We start from the raw sequence: 18,581 nt of genomic DNA, 5'->3' as shown, positions 1-18,581 counted from the left end.
ATCTGGCACCCCGCCCGGGCCTGCCAGCGCCTCCCGCACGCCGGCGTCGTTCCCGCCCGCGCGCGCGTGCCACGACGCACCTCGCGGCCTCGAGATGACAGGCGGGACGACGACGCAGCTCGACGGCGCGATCACCCTCGACCGTCTCGCCTCGGGTTACGGCGCCCTGACGATCTCGTGGTCGCTCACCGGTGAGGGCCGCGACCTTCTTGCGCTCGTCGACGGCTCCACCGTCGACCCGCGCGGCGACGAGTTCGTCATCGATCTGCTCCCCGGCCTCGATCGCGTGCTCATCTGCACGGGCACCGCGCGCGGCGTCGAGCTGCCCGAGTCGAGCATCATCGTGGCGAACGGTTCGACGCGCGTCGAGTGCCGCCTGCCCGCAGGCACGAGTTACGGCGTCTGGCCCCGCCTCAGCCTCGTCGGGGTCGACGAGTTCGTCGTCCTGCTCGACGAGCACGACCCCAGCTCCGGCGACCTCGGGCCCGTGGCCGCTGCCTACGGCCACGATGCGGCGACGTTCGTGCGCGCGGGACGCTGACGGCCACCCGTCCCCATCAGGACGAGTGGCCGCGCGCTGTTCGTGAGGGCTCAGCCGCCCAGGTGCTCGACCTGACCGCCGGCCGCCTCGATGCGCTTGTTGCGCACCAGAGAGCTGAGGTAGGCAGCGCCGATGAAGCCGACACCGATGAGCCCGGTGACGACCTCCGGCACCTCGTGCTTGATGCTGATGAGCAGGATCGCGGCCAGCGCTCCGATGGCCCACATCGCGCCGTGCTCGAGGTAGGCGTAATCGTCGAGCGTGCCCTGACGCACGAGGTACACCGTCAGCGACCGGATCCACATCGCCCCGACGCCGAGGCCGAGCGCGATGATGAAGATGTCCTGGCTGATGGCGAACGCGCCGATGACACCGTCGAACGAGAACGACGCGTCGAGCACCTCGAGGTACATGAACAGGAAGAACGCCGCCTTGCCCGCCGTGGTGCCGACACCCTTCGACGCGGGTGCCTGCGCCGCAGTGTCGCCGGCCTTCGTGGCGACGCTGCGCTCAGCGTCGTCATCGCCTGCCGCAGCGTCGTCGTCATCCTCGCCCTGGCTCTCGAACAGGTCACCGAGACCGCCGACGAGCAGGTACGTCATGAGGCCGAGGATGCCGGAGAACAGGACGGTGCCGGGCTCCTTCGCGAGCGTCTGCGACACGACGGCGAGCACGAGCAGCGCGACGACGACGGAGAGCTGATCGAGCTTGCCGATCTTGGCGAGGGGACGCTCGATGGGGCGCAGCCACTGCAGGTCGCGCTTCTCGAAGACGAAGTCGAGGAACAGCATCAGCAGGAACATGCCGCCGAACGCGGCGATGCTCGGGTGCGCATCGTGGAGCATGTGCGCGTATGTGCCGGGGGTCTCCTGGTCGCCGCCCTTGATGGCCAGGTCGATGGCCTCCATCGGCCCGACGTGACCCGTCAGGCACACGATGAGCAGGGGGAAGACCAGGCGCATGCCGAAGACGGCGATGAGGATGCCGACCGTCAGGAAGATTTTCTGCCAGAAGGCGTTCATCCGTTTGAGGATGGTCGCGTTGACGACGGCATTGTCGAAGCTCAGGGAGACCTCGAGCACGATGAGGATGGCGACGATGGCGAGGCCGGAGGGCCCACCGATCAGGAAGCCGCCGACCAGGCCGGCGATCGTGATGGCGGCGGACCATCCGAACGTCTTGAGGAGCATGAGGATCCGTTTCCGAAGGGGACGCGCCCGGCGACATCGGCACGGGCTGCGGGGTCATCGCTCAGCCTAGCCGCGCAGCGACGGGGAACGTCCGCGGCACGACGGAGCACCACCGTGTTTCACGTGAAACTTGGCGCCGCAGAGCCGGACGGGGAACGTTCCCCGGGCCTCAGCGCGTTGTCACCGGCGTGGACTAGGCTCGACGCAACCGAGATGTCTTGGCCGCGTGACCAAGGAGGAGCACGATGACGAACCCTGAACCCCAGCCCATGCTCGCCCCGCCGAAACCGGTCGACGTGGTCGAGCCCGAAAAGGCTGCGGCGATGGTGCCGATCGACGAGCAGCACAAGCAGCTCGCCGTCACGGAGGCGACGCAGACCGTCGCGAGGTTCGAGGAGATCGACCCCAACGACCCGGCGTTCCGCGCGCGGCTCAAGGAGATCACCAACATGGGCCGCGAGGAGTCCATGAAGGCTGCGCAGGTGAGCAACTCGATCCTGCAGCGCCCCTCCCTCGCCGGCAAGGACAGCGCCCAGAACAAGGTCGGCAACACCCTCGCCGAGCTGCGTCAGACGGTCACCGACCTCGACCCGCACCGCGCCGACCTCAAGGGTGCGAAGAAGCTGCTCAAGTGGATGCCGGGCGGCGACAAGGTCGACCGCTACTTCATGAAGTACCAGTCGAGCCAGACCCACCTCAACGCCATCATCGCCGCGCTCGAATCGGGCCAGGACGACCTGCGCAAGGACAACGCCGGCATCCAGCTCGAGCAGACGCGCCTGTGGGAGTCGCTCATCCGCCTGCGCGACCTCGACGAGAAGATGACGCAGCTCGACGCCGCCATCGAGCAGCGCGTCGCCGAGCTCGGCGCCCGCGGTGAGACGGAGAAGGCCGACGCGATGAAGTCGCAGGTGCTCTTCACCGTCCGCCAGCGCCGTCAGGACCTCGCGACGGAGATCGCCGTCGCCACGCAGGGCTACATGTCGCTCGGGCTCGTCCTGCAGAACAACGACCAGCTCATCACGGCCGTCGACCGTGCCAAGTCGACGACAGTCGCCGCGCTCTACACGGCCGTCATCGTCTCCGAGGCGCTGGCGCGTCAGAAGCTCGTGCTCGACCAGATCAACGCCCTGCGCTCGACCACGTCGAACATGATCGAGTCGACGTCGCAGCAGCTGCGTCAGCAGGGCGCCGAGATCAACGCGAAGTCGACCGAGTCGCTCGTCGAGGTGCAGAAGCTCGAGAACGCGTTCACCAACGTCTTCGCGACGATGGACGCGATCGACTCCTACCGCAGCGCCGCGACGGACTCGATGGCCGCGACCATCACGTCCCTGCAGACGCAGATCAAGCGTGCAGAGCCGTACATGGAGCGCGCCCGCAAGCAGCAGCTCGAGAGCAACGAGAACATGCGCGGCCAGCTGCCCGGCGGGCCCGCCTGAGCCTCGTGACGCACCGCTTCGCAGGAAGGATCTGACGTGGGGTGGTTCTCGCGCGACGACGCGCGCCAGCAGCAGCCCAGCGGGCCGACTCCGGGCACCGTCGAAGCCGTCGAGGCGGCGCTGCACCCGTACGTGCGGTGGCTGCGTTCCCTCGGCGCGCAGGTGCCCGGGCGAGCGATGGTGCTGTGCCGTCTCATCGGAGACCACCTCGAGGACGTCGTCGCCGACCCGTCGGCGCGCCTGCTCGACGTGCAGACCCTCGTGACGCTGGAGCGCACCGCGAGCGCCCACGTGCCCGACACGATCCACGCCTACCTCGCGGCGCGCGGCGTCGCCGGGGCGCACGACATGCTGATCCAGCAGCTCACGACGATCGAGCACGTCGCCTCGTCCGCGGCGCGCCGTTCGATCGACAACGCCCGCGACGCCCTGGAGATCCAGGGCGCGTTCTTGGAGGAGAAGTTCGGCCATGGCTGACGAATCCCGCGCGCCCGGCACCGGCGCCTCACTCGACGGCGTCCGCATCGTCTCGCTCGACGTGCGCTGGAACACCGGCGCGCAGACCGCGCTGGGCGACCGCCTCGGCATCGCCGCGATGCCGCTCGTGCGCGACCGCGTCGAGAGCCGCGAGCACGTCGTGCACTCCAACCAGCCGGCCACCCCCGACGAGACGACGCGCCTCGGTATCTCCGACGGCGTCGTCGAGGTCGACCTCGCGGCAGCCCCCGCGGACGTCGAGCGCATCGTCGTCCTCACGTTCGTTCAGCCGCGCGCCAACGCCCCGAAGCGCACCCTCGACGAGGTGAGCAGCCTCGACGTCAGCGTGCGTGACGACGCCACGGGTCGCGAGATCACGCGCTCGGGCAACCTCGCGTCAGCGGCGGGGCCTGTGTCGGCGCTCGTCGTCGCGGAGGTCGTGCGAGGGGATGCCGGGTGGCGTGTCGAGTTCACCGGCCGCGGCTACGACGCCGGCCTCGACGCCGCGATGCAGCAGGCCGGGAGCCGGCTGTGACGCTGCAGCCACCGCCCGGTTACGGCTCCGGGCAGGGGGATTCGTCGCCCACTCCATCGTCGGGGGGCGCTTTCTCACTTCCCGGAGGCACCGATGGCTACGCGCAGGATCAGCCAGGCCGGGTGCAGCCCCCGACGCCGGCGCCGCTGCCTGCGGACGCACCGGAGGATGCGCCGTCCGAGCGCGGTGTGCCGGATTCGCAGCTCGGCAACCCCGATGGTGCCTGGCTGCGCGTTCTCGCGCGGCAGACGAGCCCGTCGGTGACGGACATGGCCCCGTCCGCGGGCGAGCAGGGCGTCGCGGTGGGGCAAGGCGGCGAAGCGCCCGCTCCGAGCGGGCGGGTCGAGGTCGTGCCGGCACGTCGACGCCCGTCTCCGCCGCCGCTGGGCGTCAGCGTCGTCGGGGGGCGCACGGTGAAGCTGCACCGCGTCGCCGCGCTCGACCGGCTTGCCTCGGGCGTCGGCTACCTGACGGTCGAATGGCTCGTGCGTCGGCGTGGTCTCGACCTGCTCGCGCTGCAGGACGGCTCGAGCGTCACCCCACGCGGCAACACGCTGACGGTCGACATGACGCAGCCGATGAACCGCGTGCTCATCGCCACGGGGACCCAGGGCACCATGCCGCTGCCGCCGTCGGAGATGCGGGTGAGCAACGGTTCGACGCAGGTCATCGTCCCGATCGATGGGGGCACGAGCCTCGGCGTCTGGCCACGCCTGACACTGACGCGCGTCGACGAGTTCGTCGTCATCCGCCACGAGCACGACCCGCTGTCCGGTGTGCTCGGGGCCGTCGCGTCGGCGTACGGCTACGACGAGCGATCGTTCGCCATCACGCACACGCACCTGTTGGGCTGACGTCCGCCGCGCTCGCCTGGAGGCCGCGTCGCCGGCCCACGCGCACCTTCCACGGCTGAGGGCCGAAACCCTGCAATGCAGAGTTTCGGCCCTCAACTCGTCTCTGAGAGCTGCGATCCCGCAGCGCGCGGTCTCGGCTCCGAAGGAATCACTCGACGTCGATCGGTGACGCGGCCACCTTCGGCGCGTCGTCGTGGCGCAATTCGTGCTCGAGCGCCTCGAGTTCGCTCACGCCGGCCATCTGCGCCGTCAGCTCGTCGAGGCCGATCTCGCTCTTCGACGCATCGAGCGTCACGCGGCCGAGCTTCAGGACGACGAAGTGGTCGCCGACCAGGTAGGCGTGGTGCGGGTTGTGCGTGATGAGCACGACGCCGAGGCCGGCGTCACGCGCCGCCATGATGTATTTCAGAACGACGCCGGATTGCTTGACGCCGAGCGCGGCCGTCGGCTCGTCGAGGATGATGACCTTGGCGCCGAAGTAGATGGCTCGGGCGATGGCGAGACACTGCTTCTGCCCGCCCGAGAGGCCACCAACGGGACGGTCGAGGTCGGGCACCGCGATGCCCATCTTCGTCAGTTCCTCGTCGCAGACGGCCTTCATGCGCTTGATGTCGAGCGCTCCGAACGGGCCCTTCGTCAACTCGTTGCCGAGGAAGAAGTTGCGCCACACCGACTGCAGCGGCGCGAGCGCGAGATCCTGGTAAACCGTCGCGATACCGGACGAGAGCGACTGGCGCGGTGACGAGAAGTGGCGCACCTCGCCGTCGACGACCATCTCGCCGCTCGTGTAGTCGTGCAGGCCCGACATGATCTTGATGAGCGTCGACTTGCCGGCACCGTTGTCACCGAGCACGCACGTCACCTCGCCGGGTCGGACGGTGAGGTCGACGCCACGCAGGGCGTCGACGTTGCCGTAGGCCTTGCCGACGTCGACGAGCTGGACGATGGCGGTGTCATCGTGGGAGTTCACGCCGGTGGCGCCCCTCGTCTCGCCCGCGCTGTCCGTGCCCGAGGAGGCCGTTTCACGTGAAACATCAACCGCGGGGGACGCGGTGCGTTCAGCCGACGCTGTTCGGGTCTCTTCGGCCGCCTCGCGTCGGGGGGCAGCGTCATCCGGCATCACCGACTGCGTCGCGCCAGCAGTGTCACCCGTGCCCGGCCTTCCCGTTGCGCCCGGGCGGCGGCGGCCGTCGTCACCGGTCTTGATGCGGATCATCGGGCGTCCGCCTTTCGCTTGACGTAGGTGTTGAGGAGCACGGCGGCGAGCAGCATGACGCCGAGGAACGTCTTGAACCAGTCGGGGTTCCAGCCGGCGTAGTTGATGCCGAGCTGCGTCATGCCGAACATGAGCGCACCGAAGCTCGCACCGACCGCGGAGCCGTAGCCGCCCGTCAGCAGACAGCCACCGACGACAGCCGCGATGATGTAGATGAACTCGTTGCCGATGCCCTCACCGGACTGCACCTGGTTGAACGCGAACAGCAGGTGCATGCCCGACAGCCAGGCGCAGAACCCGACGAACATGTAGAGCCCGACGCGCACCTTCCACACGGGCACACCGACGGCGCGGGCCGCTTTCTCGTCGTCGCCGATGGCGAAGATCCAGTTGCCGACCTTGGTGCGCAGCAGCACGAAGGCGGCGATGATCGTCAGGACGATCCAGAACAGCACCGGGATCTTGAGGTTGACCGGCCCGATCTTCATCGAGGCCGCGAAGAATGCGTGCGCGGAGTCGAAACCGGCCATGTCGGAGATGTCGTTGCTCGCGACGCCACCCGTGACGGAGCGCGTCACGCCGAGGTTGACGCCCTGCAGGACGAAGAACGTCGCGAGCGTGATGAGGAAGCTCGGCAAACCGCTGCGGTTGAGCATGAACCCGTTGAGCGCACCGATGGCGAGCGCGATGAGCAGGCTCAACCCGACTGCGGCCCACACGTGGAAGTTGAAGTACCAGGCGAGCAGCGACGCCGACAGCCCCGCCGTCGTCACCGCGACACCGGCCGACAGGTCGAACTCGCCCGCCACCATGAGCAGCGCGACGGGCACGGCCATGATGCCGATCGTCGCGGACTGATAGAGGATCGTGCCGGTGTTTGCCATGTGACGGAACGGCTCGGCGACGAGGAGGAAGAACACGGCGATCGCGAGAACCCCGAACAGGGCACCGATCTCGGGGCGTGACAGGTAGCGCGCGAGGACGTTGCGGTTGCGGACGCGGTCGTCCGCTGAGCTGGCGGGCGCGGGCGTCGCCGGTGACGAACTCGGCTCGCTCGACGTGGCAGGAGTCGACACGCGAGGCTCCCTTTCGAGTGTGCGGGCAGGCGAAGGGGTACCTTCACCGTCCTTCATGGTAGAGGACAGGTGTATCGAACCGATACATTTCCCGACCGCGCCGCGCGGCGCTCGCTCACTGAAGGACGACGAGGACGTCGCCCTCCTGCACGACGTCACCGGGCTGGACGCGGATCTCGACGACGGTGCCCGGCTCCTCGGGGACGACGGGGATCTCCATCTTCATCGACTCGAGCAGGACGAGTTCGTCACCGGCCTCGACGCGCTGGCCGACGCTCACCGCGATGGAGTGGACGTTCGCGACGAGGTCGGATGCGATGTGTTGTGTGCCCATGCCAGCATCGTGGCAGAGGCGCGCTGTTACCCGCGCGTTCGCGGCGTCAAGCCGACGAGGCCGTTCGTCGAACCCGTGACCGGATGGGTGAGCCCACGGTGACGGCCCGTCAGTGGACTTGCCGACGGTTGCATCTGCGACGAGGGCGCTGACGGCGAACTGGACGGCGACGGCGACGCCGACTGCTGTGACGTCGAACCCGCCGAGGCTGCGAACATGGGGAACGTCTTGCCCATCCACGTGAAGACGTCGGGGAACGTGCTCTGCCACACGCCGACGCGGTGGCCTGCGTGAGGCAGATCGACCTGGGTGACGTCGTACGCCGTCGCCGCCTTGATGAACGCCTCGCTGGAGGCGCCGGACAGCTTGTCCGCGCCCGAGACGAGCACCCACAGCGACTGCGGGTGCGGGTTCTTCTTGACCTGCGCAATGAGGTCGTAGCGCTCGGGAACCTTGCCCTTGAACGGGTTCCACGTGGCGAACTGCGGTGAGTAGTACCCACCGAGGCTCGCGCCTCCCGCGTACCGGTCGGGGTGCAGGATCGTCGCCATCGACGAGCACCAGCCTCCGGCCGAGACGCCGATCGTCGTCCACGCCTCACGGCTGGCCTGGGCGCGGAAGTTCTTCGTGATGTGGTCGGGCACCATCGACGTCAACCACGTCTCCATGTTGAGGCCGCCGCCGTCGACGCACTCGGTGTCGATGCCACCCGGCATCTCCTGCGGCACGATGATGATGGCGTCGCGCATCGCGCCGCGGCTCACCGCGTCACGCAGCGAGGCGTCGAGGTGGAACACGCGCTGGTAGTCGAGGGTGCCGCCCGGGATGCCGTGGAAGGCCTCGATGACGGGGTACGTCCGCTTCGTGTCGCTCGTGTACGACGGCGGCAACCACACCATGACACGGCCGATGTCGTTGCCCTGCATACGAATACCGGGCACGTTGATGTTGATCCACTGCCCCGTCGCGGACGGCTTGAGGTGAAGGCCGGCCTCGTAGCGAGCGCGCTGGGCGGCGTACTTCGAGTCGGCGGCGGCGTCGCTCTCCTGCGCCTGCTGCGCCGCCTCGCTCTTCTGCTCCTGCGTGCGGGCCTGGCCGTGCGTGTGCTGCTCGATCGTGGGCGGCGTCCCGGTGACAGCGGCCTGCACGTCCTGCCAGGACGAGTACCACCCGTACTTCGCGTTGAGCGTCACGACGGCGGCGAGCACGAGGACGAACGTGCTCGTCAGCATGCCACCGAGCCGCATCGCGATGTGCTTGAGCGACTTCGTGCCGAACGCATGGCCCCGCAGCGCCACGAACAGCGTGATGAGCAAGCCCAGAATCCAGATCATGACCGCGAACGTCATGCCGTCCGGCTCGATCATCTCCCCGCCCTTCCCGTAGGGCACCTCGCGGTTCGAGGCACCATCGACGACTCTCCCCAGGCCCAACGCTCAGCGCATCACACTCAGGTGAGTGCCAGCTGTGCCACCGCCGAACCAGAGGTGCACGCGCGATGTGCTGGGAACGAAGAGCCGGGGCCGGGCAGGGCTCAGCGGCGGCCGGACTTGGCGTACTTCTCGACGTCGGCGACGTTCGACTTGTCGATGAACGCGGGCCCGGTGAGCACGGGTTCGCCACCGCCGACGATGTTGCCGTTGTTCTTGCGCAGCCACAGCGAGTCGACCGCGAGGTATCCCTGCAGGTACGGCTGCTGGTCGACCGCCCACTGGATCGTGCCCGCCTTGATCGCGCCGAGCACCTCGTTGCTCGTGTCGAACGTGTAGACCTTGGCGTCCGAGCTCGCGTCCTTGACCGACTTCGTCGCCGCCATCGCGTACGGGCCGCCGAGGCCGAGGACGGCATCGATCGTCTTGTCCTGCTGCAGCTTGCTCGTGATCGCACTCTGCACGCTCGGCATGTCCGTGCCGTTGACGTAGATGTTCTCCGTCGCGTCGAACTTGCTCTTGACGCCCGCACAGCGATCCATGTGGCCGACGTTGCCCTGCTCGTGGATGACGCACAGCACCTTCTTGGCGCCGCCGCTCTTGAGCTTGTCGCCTGCCGCCTCGCCGGCGATCTTCTCGTCCTGGCCGAAGTAGCTCTCGACGCCCATCTTCTTCCAGTCGTCCAGGCCGCCGTTGAGCGCGACGACGGGGATGCCCGCCTTCTTCGCCGCCTCCACGGAGCCCTTCATGGCATCCGGCTTCGCGAGCGTCAGGGCGATGCCGTCGACCTTCTTGTCGACGGCCTGCTGCACGAGGTTCGACTGCTTCGAACCGTCCGGGTCGGAGGTGTACTCGAGCTTGACGTTGTCCTTCGCCGCCGCATCCTCGGCGCCCTTGCGCACGATGTCCCAGAACGTGTCACCCGGGCCCGAGTGCGTGACGAGAGCGACCGTCATCGTCGGAGTGTTCGCGTGACCGGCGTTGTTCGACGCCTCTTCGACCGCCTTGCGCCCACCCGTGGAACTGCACGCGGCGAGCGAGGTGGCGAGCACGGCGACACTCGCCATCGTCAGGGACTTGCGCATGTGGATGATCCTTCTCCGGGGCGCCGACGGCGCGGACGTGACTATCAGCGTCCATTGTGCCCCACCTGATGTCTCGGTTCGATACATCGCGGGTCGGCGGGGTGCCTGTGTCGGCGGTGGGGCGTGGGTGCCCGGTGGGCCAGGGCGCTGTCAGGATGGCGGGTAAGTCACGCGTCGGCAGGCAACTGCGCGCCTACCTGTGAGTTACTCGCCACCTCGTGGTGCGGGTGAAGCGACGTTGCGCCCGCGTCGGCCCGCACGGGCGTCGAGAAGTGCCCAGGCGATCCACAGCGCGCCGGCGACGACGTACGTGTTGCCCAAGACCTTCTGGACGAGGCTCCACGACAACTCGGCGTCCTCGTAGTGAGGTGGCCACCACGTCGAGCGCGAGACGAAGACGAGCAGCCACACCATGAGGAGCGCACCCGTGGCGACGGCCCAGCCGGGCGCCCGCTCGGCGGCACCGATGCCCCGCGCGTCGCCATGGTCTACGTCAGCGGCCGCATGATCGCCATTTCCCCCGCGCGCACCCCGGAGCTGACGGACGAGCGCCGCCACGAGCACCAGAGCGGCCGGCCACGTCCAGACCCAGTGATGGCTCCACGAGATCGGCGACATCGCGAGCATCCCGAACGACGCGGCGATCACCGGCTCGAGTTCACGACCGCGACGGTGGAGGTAGGAAGCCGCGACGAGCGCCGCCAGACCCGCGAGCGCCTGCGCCACGAGGACGACGGCGTGCGGCAGAGGCTCACCGGCCCACCGCGGCAGCACCCCGGTGAGGGCCTGGTTACCGGCGAACAAGGCCGAACCCACGCGCGACGGATCGCGCACCGCATCCGTCCAGAAGACCGTCGCGCCATGCGGATTGAACATGAACCCCACCGCGACGGTGGCGGCGAACGTCACGCACACCGTCGCCGCAGCCCGGAACTGCCGCGTGAACACCAGATAGGCGACGAAGAACAGCGGCGTCAGCTTCAACCCCGCAGCCAGACCGACCATGACACCGCGCGCACGATGACGGCCCGTCAGATCGAGCAGACACAACGCCAGCACGATGAGGTTGACCTGCCCGAACGAGAACGTCGCCCACACCGGCTCGAATGCGATCGCCAGCACGCCGACCGGGATGAACCACCACCGCATCCCTCGGCCACGACGCCCGAGGCGGGACGCGGCGGACAGCGCGCGCCGCGTGACGAGCATGAGCGCGGCACACGACGTCGCCGTCACGAGCGTGGCTGCCACGGGGAACGGCAGGTGCCCGAGCGGCGCCATCACCATCGCGCCGAAGGGCGGGTACGTGAACGGCAACGACGCGACGGGGTACTGCTGGTCGTAGAGGTCGGGCGAGAACGCGTGCCGAGCCCCCAGGAGATAGACGCGCAGATCGATGAGCCACGTGTCCGGATCTTGCGCGGCCAGCTTGTGCAGGATGAACGCGGTGACGGCTGCGATGGCGAGCAGCGCCCCGGCGACAAGCGCGGCCCCGGAGCGCATCCGGGTGCGACGGTCGCAGGAGCTGGCCTCGGCCGGCGGCTCAGAATGCACCGAATCGCGAGCCGGGGGTTCGACCATGGTTCTGGTCATGGGACGTCGACGCGCGCGGCGAGATCGGGGTAGGTGAGCACGAGGCCATGATCGTCGACGGTGAGGTCGACGCTGACGTCGCGCGTCGCCGAGCGGTAGTGCACGACCGAGAACACACGCGGGTCGAGCACCGTCATCGCCTCCGTCAGCGCCTGCGGACCCGACGAGTACACCTGCGGCGACGGCATGACAGCGAGATCCGGAAGGCGCACCCACGCCGTCGTGATCGGCCGTTCCCCGACGCCGGCAGCGTCGACCCCGAGACGACGGATCGGCATCGTGTTCGTCACCGGGCAGCCGCCGAGGTCGACGTCGACGGCGTCGCTGAGGAGCAGTTCCATGCCGTCCTCCATGCCGAGCGGGGCCAGCCAACCGGGCGCGTCGCCCGACCCGTCACCCTCCCAGCGCCACAGCGAGCGAGCTCCGTCGTCACGGCGCCAGAGGTTGAGGTGGCGTTGCCACACCCGCTCCCGCCAGCCGCCCTCGTCCGCTGTTTCACGTGAAACGTCGTTGGTTTCAGGTGAAACAGGCACGTAGCCCTCCGCGTCGAGCGTCACGAACTTCGTGCGCCAGCGTGAATCCACGACGAGATCCCACTGCACGCGCCACGTCTCCGTGGACTGACGTCCGGTCGCGACGAACCCGCCTTCCTCGGCGAAGTCGATCGACGCCACGTCAAGACGCGTCTCGTCGTCGAGGCCCTGCCACGCCACGTCCACTGCAGTCATGGCACCAGCTTGTCAGGCACGCCAGCCGTGACGGCGGCAACACGCCCGTCGCAGTCCACGTCACCCGCCATCGGCCCGCGACGCGCACCCGCGAGAACACGAATGACGCAATGACAACACGAACAGCGCAATGCCCCCGTCAGCCCTGCGACTCCGGCTGCTGCGCCCACCATTCACGCAGCCGCTCGCTCGCGACGTCCTTGCCGATGACGCCCTCATCGAGGCGCACCGCGAGCAGGTGCTTGTAGGCACGCCCGAGTACCGGCCCAGGCTTGATGCCGAGGACGGCCTGGATCTCGTTGCCGTCGAGCTCGGGCCGCACGGCGGCCAGCTCCTCTTCGGCCTGAAGGCGCTCGATGCGCGCCTCGAGGTCGTCATAGGTCGCTTGCAGCCGGGCTGCTTTGCGCTTGTTGCGCGTCGTCGAATCCGCTCGCGTCAGCAGGTGCAGGCGCGACAGCAACGGCCCTGCGTCCGTGACGTAGCGGCGCACGGCCGAGTCGGTCCACTCACCGTTGCCGTAGCCGTGGAAACGCAGGTGCAGCTCTACGAGACGGGAGACCTGCTTGATCGTCTCCTTGTCGAAACGCAGCGCGCGCAACCGCTTGCGCGTCATCTTCGCGCCGACGAGTTCGTGATGGTGGAAGCTCACGCCGCCACCCGGCTCGAAACGTCGCGTGTCGGGCTTGCCGATGTCGTGCAGCAGAGCCGCGAGGCGCAGCACGAGATCCGGCCCCTCGACCTCGGTCGGCGCCTCGACCCCCGGCACCTCGCGCGGTCCCTCGAGCGCCATCGCCTGCTCGAGCACGATGAGTGAGTGCTCGTACACGTCCTTGTGACGGTGGTGCTCGTCGATCTCGAGCGCGAGCGCCGGCAGTTCGGGCAGCACGTGTTCGGCGATGCCCGACTCGACGAGCAGTTCGAGCCCTCGGCGCGGCGTCGGTGACATGAGGAGCTTGACCAGTTCGTCCCGCACGCGCTCGGCCGAGATCATCTCGATCGACGCGGCCATTTCGCGCATCGCCCTGAACGCTTCGGGCGCGACGTCGAACCCGAGCTGCGACGAGAAACGTGCCGCGCGCATCATGCGCAGTGGGTCGTCACCGAACGAGACCTCCGGGTCGGTCGGGGTGCGCAGCACACCTGCAGCCAGGTCGGCGAGACCGCCGTACGGGTCGACGAACGTCAGGTCGGGCAGGCGCAGCGCCATCGCGTTGACGGTGAAGTCGCGGCGGACGAGATCGTCGTCGAGCGAGTCACCGAACTCGACCACCGGCTTGCGCGTCTCACGGTCGTAGGCGTCAGCGCGGTAGGTCGTGATCTCGACCTGGACGCCACCCTTGCGCACCCCGATCGTGCCGAACGCGCGGCCCAGATCCCACGTCGCGTCGGCCCATCCGGCGACGATGCGCTCGGTGTCATCGGGGCGAGCGGACGTCGTGAAGTCCAGATCCGGCGAGGTGCGGGAGAGGAAGGCGTCGCGCACCGGCCCACCGACGAGAGCGATCTCGTGCCCGGCCCCGGCGAACAGCTCACCGAGCTGCCGCAGCAGCGGCATGACCGGTTCGAGATGCGCGATCGCTGTCCCGAGCATCCTCGCCCCCGACGCCGGAGGCGCCGCGGTCGTGCCCGTCCGGGCGTCCTGCTGGGTGGAGGTGGAGGTGTGCGTCACTGGTCAAGGGTATCGAGTCGCCCACCTCGGGCCGCACCCCCGTTGCCGCGTGATGGCTGCCGCCACCGCTGAGTGGTGGCCGTCGCCTCGCGTCCAGCGCCTCTTCGCAACGGGCTTCCTCAAATGGAGTCGCTGCGATGAACAATGCCTGCGATCGTCGCCCCCCCGTCGCCATGTTCCACGTGAAACATCGCTTCGTCCTCGCACGACGCGGCGGTCACATCCACGCAGCATCGAATCGACGGTCCCCCCATGAGCACCTCAGCAGACGTGCCGCCGTTCCTACCGCTCGGCGCATCCGCGCGGTCGCTGCCGCCTACGGTGCGGTCGCGGGGGCGGTGGCCGGCCTCGCGCTGACCCTGATGAACGGTGCGTAGCACCTCGTCTGGCACGGGCCCAGAGCCCCCTACGATCTGCCGCCACCATCCTGCTCAGCGGTGTCATCATCATGCCGCCGCGGCGCAAGGATCACCACCTCGACACCCTCGACTCCCTCATCGCCGACTCCGAGGATCCCGTCGCCGTGCACTGGCGGCGCACGCTTCACCTGTGCGCCCTCGGTGTCGCGGCCGTCGCCGGTTTCCTCGGCTGCGTCGTCATCCACCAGGCGACCAGCGGCGAGCACGTCGCCCTCGGTCTGCCGACCGTCGGCGGCGGTCAGGAACAGATGCTGTGGGCCTTCGTTCCCGCAGCCGCGGGCGCTGCGATCGCCGCGCTCTTCACCGCCGGACAGCCGCTGCTGGGCAGGTGGCTCGATGCGGTGCCGGCACCGTCATGGGTGCAGGCCATGCTCGCCACGATGGCCGTCGCCCTCCTCGCGGCGTTCATCCCGCAGGCCCGATTCTCCGGAGACGAGCAGATGCCGGAGATCGCCGCCTTCATCCACGACGGCGCATGGGTGACGCTCGCGGCGCTGGCCTGCGCAAGCACCTCGCCGCGCTGCTGTTGTGCGCCCTCGTCCCCGGTACCGGCGCCCTGATCCCGCTCATGGTCGCGACGCTCGTCGGCTCCGTCATCGCTCGTCGGTTGCCGGAGCGCGAGCAACACTGACGGGGCACCCCAGGCCACCCACGAACGGCCGCGACGGACGTCAAGACCGGGCGCCGGCGAGTTTTCCGCATCATGCCGGGGCCTGCGGGCGAGCGCGGGCGCAAACGCCGAACCCTCTCGTTAAGGTATGAGAATGACCGTCTCCTCGCACCGCGTGCACCGGGCTGCGCGCCTCGCGACGCTCGAGGAGATCTCTGCGGGGGGCGTCGTCGTCGACGTCCGCGACCACCAGGCCTACCTCGCCCTCATCGCGCGCCACAACCGTGCGGGGCGCGTCGAGTGGTGTCTGCCGAAGGGTCACATCGAGGCCGGTGAGACGCTCGTGCAGACCGCGGAGCGTGAGGTGGAGGAGGAGACCGGCATCAAGGGTCGCGCGCTCGTGACCCTCGGCGTCATCGACTACTGGTTCTCGGTGCCGGGTTATCGCATCCACAAGATGGTGCATCACTACCTGCTCGAAGCCGTCGGGGGCGAGATCAGCATCGAGAAGGACCCGGACCACGAAGCCATCGACGCGCAGTGGTTCCGCCTCGACCGCGCCCACGAGCACCTGACGTTCCCCAACGAGCGCCGCATCGCCGCGACGGCGTGGGCCCGCCTGACCGGTCACTGAGTCGATGACGAGACGAGCCCACCTCGCCGCGTTCTCGGGCCTGCTCGCCACCTGCCTGGCAAGCGGCCCGCCATGCCTGACGAGCACTGCCGCAGCTTCGACGGTGGCGAACGTGTCGTCCGTGGCCGGTATGTCGGCCCATGCCGCGAGCGCCTCGCGCGTCGCGACGAAGAGTTCGGCGCAGAGCGGTCCGATCGCTGTGTCGCTGACAGGCTTGACACCCCCCACCCTGAAGAGCGGCGACTCGCTCTCGCTCAGCGTGCAGGTGCGCAACACGGGCTCGACGCCGCTGACGAACGCAACCACCCGCATCAGCGTCGCCAAGCGTGCGCTCGACACGTTGGAGGTGCAGTCACGCTGGAGCGCCGGCGAGGTCGCGATGACCAACCCCGCCACGGCGACGACGAACGTCGGGACGCTTGCACCGGGCGCGAGCACGAACGTCACCGTGACGATCCCGGCGAACCAGCTCGACGTCAGCTTCACGATGGCGACGATGCCGCTGCAGGTCGATGTCACCGGAGGCGGCTCCACCGCGACGATCCGCAGCTTCGTGACGACGCAGGCCGATTCGACGAAGTTCACGCCGATGTCGACGTCCGTCGTCATTCCCATCACGCTTCCGGCCGACCCGAAGCTGTTCACCGCGAGCGGTCGCGAGCGCTTCGACGCGTGGAACAAGGCCATCGGGCCGGGCTCGGACATCCAGCGTCTCCTCGCCTCGAACCCGGGTGCCCCCGTCACGTGGATGATCGACCCGGCGGTGCTCGATCCCGCTGCGGCACAGGACGGTTCGCTCCCGACGGAGGCTGCCGCGGACCGGGCGACGACGTCGACGCCCAGTTCGTCGAGCTCCGCGTCGGCCTCGCCCGGTGACACGGGTTCCGCCGGCAGCACGCCGTCCTCGTCCTCCGCGTCGTCGACGGCGAGCGCAGGCAGCGCCTCGCCCAACAACACCGCACCGAGCGGGGCATCGACCTCGTCGACCTCGTCGAGGGACGCGTCCTCGTCGTCAAGCAGTTCCTCTTCGAGCAGCTCGTCCTCGCAGGATCCTGCTCCGGCGACGACCGTCGAGGCACTCGCGGCCGACCTCGTCGCGACGTTGAAGGACCGTCCGAGCGGTCAGCAGGTCGTGTTCACGCCTTACGGCGACCCCGATCTGTCGTCTTTGACGGCGGACGATCGGCCCCCGGGCAGCGACGCCGTGCTGCGGCGCGCACTCGCCCGTCCACTGTCGCCGGCGTTGAAGGAACTGTCGACGACGGTGGTCGCCGCGCCGGCTGCGCCGCTCAGCGTGTCGGCGACGAACCGGTTGTCGCAGGTGTGGTCGTCGGTGCTCGGCGGCAAGCCCCTCATCATCACGCCCAACGTCACGCTCGACGGCTCCGACTTCGTCTCGGCCTCATCGGCGGCGCGGCGCAGCACGTCCGGCATCCCGATGATCGGGTACACGAGCGCCCTCAGCGCGCCGCTGAGCTCGGACGGCGCCGACAGCGACGTCGAGGCCGGGTTGCGCGAACAGGCCGCGGGTCTCGCTCTCTACCAACAGTTTCCGTCGGCCGACCGCAGCCTCATGGTCATGGGCGATCGCCTCGGCACGACGTCGCCGTCGCGTCTGGCGCAGGTGCTGTCGGCCATCGACACGGCGCCGTGGATGACGACGAGCGCCCTCGACGTCTCGAGCAGCCGCTCGGCGGGCACCGTGGCCAAGCTGTCGACCGAGGCACCTGCCTCGGACGGCGTCTGGCCCCGGCCCAGCACGCAGGCCTTTGATGCGCGCGACCTGCAACGCGCATCGCGCACCCTCGCGTCGCTGACGCAGGTGGCGGGCGCGGTCGTCGACGGTGACGACATCGTGCCGGCGTGGAGCCGCAATCTCGATCAGCTGACGAGCACCCGCTGGCGCGGCACCTCGCCGGACGTCGACGAGCTCGTCCAGCATGCCTCCGCCGCCGTGTCGACGATCCCCGAGCACGTCAGCGTCGTCCCGGCGCGCATCAACTTCTTCTCCGACTCGGGCACGATCAGCGTGACGGTGAAGAACGACCTGGCGCGCGACGTCAAGGACGTCAGCCTGACGCTCACGCCACGCACGTACGCGGTGCAGTTCCGCTCGCAACCGGAGCCCGTGACGATCAAGGCGAAGGGCCAGACGACGGTGCGCGTCCCCCTCGCCGCGCAGGCTGCGAGCCTCGTCGACGTCGACGCGAGCCTGACGGCCGCGAACGGCGTCGCGCTCGGCCCGGACACGTCTGACACGTCCCCGTTGCGCATCAACGCGCGCCCGACGGGTACGTGGATCTTCTGGGTGCTCGGTATCGTGGCGTTGCTCGTCTTCTGCTACGGCCTCGTGCGCGGCAGGAAGGCGGGAACCCGCCGACGCGATGAGCTCGCGCGGGACATCCAGCTGGAGGAGTAGCCGATGTCGAACGCCGAACCTGATCCGTCGCGCCCGAACGGCGCGGCGTCCGGATCGCTCGGCGCGATGTACGAGACGGCGGTACGGCACACCATCGCGATGCCGAACGTCGCGGGTACGAGCATCGGTTCGGCCTACGAGTCGTGGTTCGAGGCCGACCAGGAGGCGCAGTGGTTGCGCAACCTCGAGTCCACGCGCAGCCACGCGAGCAGCGACCACACGCAGGTCATCGACCTCGGCGAGGTTGACGCCTACCGCGAGCGCCGCGAGGCCGAGGACGCCTGGAACCTCGAGGCTGACGACGCCTTGGCCGTCTCCGGCAGACCCGG

18 protein-coding genes are annotated in these 18,581 nt (G+C 69.0%); 9 read left to right on the top strand and 9 right to left on the bottom strand.

Going from position 1 to position 18,581, the window contains the following annotated elements; translation table 11 throughout:
* Positions 1 to 541, top strand: a 541-nt coding sequence (locus B2284_RS13100; RefSeq protein ID WP_286697618.1) for a hypothetical protein, incomplete at its 5' end; no start/stop codon positions are given.
* Between the two features lie 50 nt (positions 542 to 591).
* Here B2284_RS13100 and B2284_RS13095 read toward each other — a convergent pair.
* Positions 592 to 1,731 carry a DUF475 domain-containing protein gene (locus tag B2284_RS13095; protein ID WP_006944707.1) on the bottom strand — a complete coding sequence of 380 codons (1,140 nt, stop codon included), beginning with the start codon at positions 1,729 to 1,731 and terminating at the stop codon, positions 592 to 594.
* Between the two features lie 245 nt (positions 1,732 to 1,976).
* On the opposite strand from B2284_RS13095, the gene B2284_RS13090 reads away from it, so the two are divergent.
* The 4 genes from B2284_RS13090 (at position 1,977) to B2284_RS13075 (ending at position 5,039) form a co-directional block, all read left to right on the top strand.
* Positions 1,977 to 3,173 carry a toxic anion resistance protein gene (locus B2284_RS13090; protein ID WP_006944600.1) on the top strand — a complete coding sequence of 399 codons (1,197 nt, stop codon included), beginning with the start codon at positions 1,977 to 1,979 and terminating at the stop codon, positions 3,171 to 3,173.
* A 36-nt stretch (positions 3,174 to 3,209) separates the two neighbouring features.
* Positions 3,210 to 3,650, top strand: coding sequence for a hypothetical protein (locus B2284_RS13085; protein WP_286697617.1), 441 nt, complete (start codon positions 3,210 to 3,212; stop codon positions 3,648 to 3,650).
* The gene (locus tag B2284_RS13080; RefSeq protein WP_286697616.1) at positions 3,643 to 4,185 is read left to right on the top strand and encodes a TerD family protein; all 543 of its coding nucleotides are present in this window, start codon (positions 3,643 to 3,645) and stop codon (positions 4,183 to 4,185) included. Before B2284_RS13085 ends, B2284_RS13080 begins: the two co-directional genes overlap by 8 nt.
* A gap of 122 nt (positions 4,186 to 4,307) precedes the next feature.
* Complete coding sequence (locus tag B2284_RS13075) at positions 4,308 to 5,039, top strand: hypothetical protein (RefSeq protein WP_006944762.1); 732 nt, start codon at positions 4,308 to 4,310, stop codon at positions 5,037 to 5,039.
* A gap of 148 nt (positions 5,040 to 5,187) precedes the next feature.
* Here B2284_RS13075 and B2284_RS13070 read toward each other — a convergent pair whose 3' ends face one another.
* The 8 genes from B2284_RS13070 to B2284_RS13035 form a co-directional block, all read right to left on the bottom strand.
* The gene (locus tag B2284_RS13070; protein WP_040014498.1) at positions 5,188 to 6,009 is read right to left on the bottom strand and encodes an ATP-binding cassette domain-containing protein; all 822 of its coding nucleotides are present in this window, start codon (positions 6,007 to 6,009) and stop codon (positions 5,188 to 5,190) included.
* Positions 6,010 to 6,251: 242 nt separating this feature from the next.
* Positions 6,252 to 7,331, bottom strand: coding sequence for an ABC transporter permease (locus B2284_RS13065; RefSeq protein WP_006944611.1), 1,080 nt, complete (start codon positions 7,329 to 7,331; stop codon positions 6,252 to 6,254).
* A 115-nt stretch (positions 7,332 to 7,446) separates the two neighbouring features.
* Complete coding sequence (locus B2284_RS13060) at positions 7,447 to 7,665, bottom strand: biotin/lipoyl-binding carrier protein (RefSeq protein WP_006944789.1); 219 nt, start codon at positions 7,663 to 7,665, stop codon at positions 7,447 to 7,449.
* Positions 7,666 to 7,691: 26 nt separating this feature from the next.
* Positions 7,692 to 9,056 (bottom strand): alpha/beta hydrolase, encoded by a 1,365-nt coding sequence (locus tag B2284_RS13055; protein ID WP_136788234.1) that lies wholly within the window; start codon positions 9,054 to 9,056, stop codon positions 7,692 to 7,694.
* 143 nt (positions 9,057 to 9,199) lie between these two features.
* Positions 9,200 to 10,180, bottom strand: a complete 981-nt coding sequence (locus B2284_RS13050; protein WP_200874223.1) for a sugar ABC transporter substrate-binding protein — start codon at positions 10,178 to 10,180, stop codon at positions 9,200 to 9,202.
* Between the two features lie 204 nt (positions 10,181 to 10,384).
* Entirely contained in the window at positions 10,385 to 11,683 is a 1,299-nt protein-coding gene (locus B2284_RS13045; protein WP_170957170.1) for a glycosyltransferase 87 family protein, read from the bottom strand.
* A gap of 86 nt (positions 11,684 to 11,769) precedes the next feature.
* The gene (locus B2284_RS13040) at positions 11,770 to 12,501 is read right to left on the bottom strand and encodes a putative glycolipid-binding domain-containing protein (protein ID WP_083603844.1); all 732 of its coding nucleotides are present in this window, start codon (positions 12,499 to 12,501) and stop codon (positions 11,770 to 11,772) included.
* Positions 12,502 to 12,640: 139 nt separating this feature from the next.
* A complete protein-coding gene (locus B2284_RS13035) occupies positions 12,641 to 14,092 on the bottom strand; it encodes a CCA tRNA nucleotidyltransferase (RefSeq protein WP_240742481.1) in 1,452 nt (483 codons plus the stop codon).
* 526 nt (positions 14,093 to 14,618) lie between these two features.
* Between B2284_RS13035 and B2284_RS13030 the strand changes: the two genes are divergently transcribed.
* The 4 genes from B2284_RS13030 to B2284_RS13015 all read left to right on the top strand — a co-directional run.
* Positions 14,619 to 15,149: a hypothetical protein gene (locus tag B2284_RS13030; protein ID WP_074040009.1), complete on the top strand. Its 531-nt coding sequence runs from the start codon at positions 14,619 to 14,621 to the stop codon at positions 15,147 to 15,149.
* Between the two features lie 204 nt (positions 15,150 to 15,353).
* A complete protein-coding gene (locus tag B2284_RS13025; protein WP_006944822.1) occupies positions 15,354 to 15,833 on the top strand; it encodes an NUDIX hydrolase in 480 nt (159 codons plus the stop codon).
* Positions 15,834 to 15,837: 4 nt separating this feature from the next.
* Positions 15,838 to 18,252, top strand: coding sequence for a DUF6049 family protein (locus B2284_RS13020; protein WP_286697615.1), 2,415 nt, complete (start codon positions 15,838 to 15,840; stop codon positions 18,250 to 18,252).
* A 3-nt stretch (positions 18,253 to 18,255) separates the two neighbouring features.
* On the top strand, positions 18,256 to 18,581 hold a 326-nt coding region (locus B2284_RS13015), incomplete at its 3' end, for a hypothetical protein (RefSeq protein WP_286697614.1).

The organism is Dermacoccus sp. UBA1591 (genome assembly GCF_002322065.1).
Classification (GTDB): Bacteria; Actinomycetota; Actinomycetes; order Actinomycetales; family Dermatophilaceae; genus Dermacoccus; species Dermacoccus nishinomiyaensis.
The sequence above is the reverse complement of the archived record's forward strand: the minus strand, read 5'-3'. Positions and strand labels throughout refer to the sequence as shown.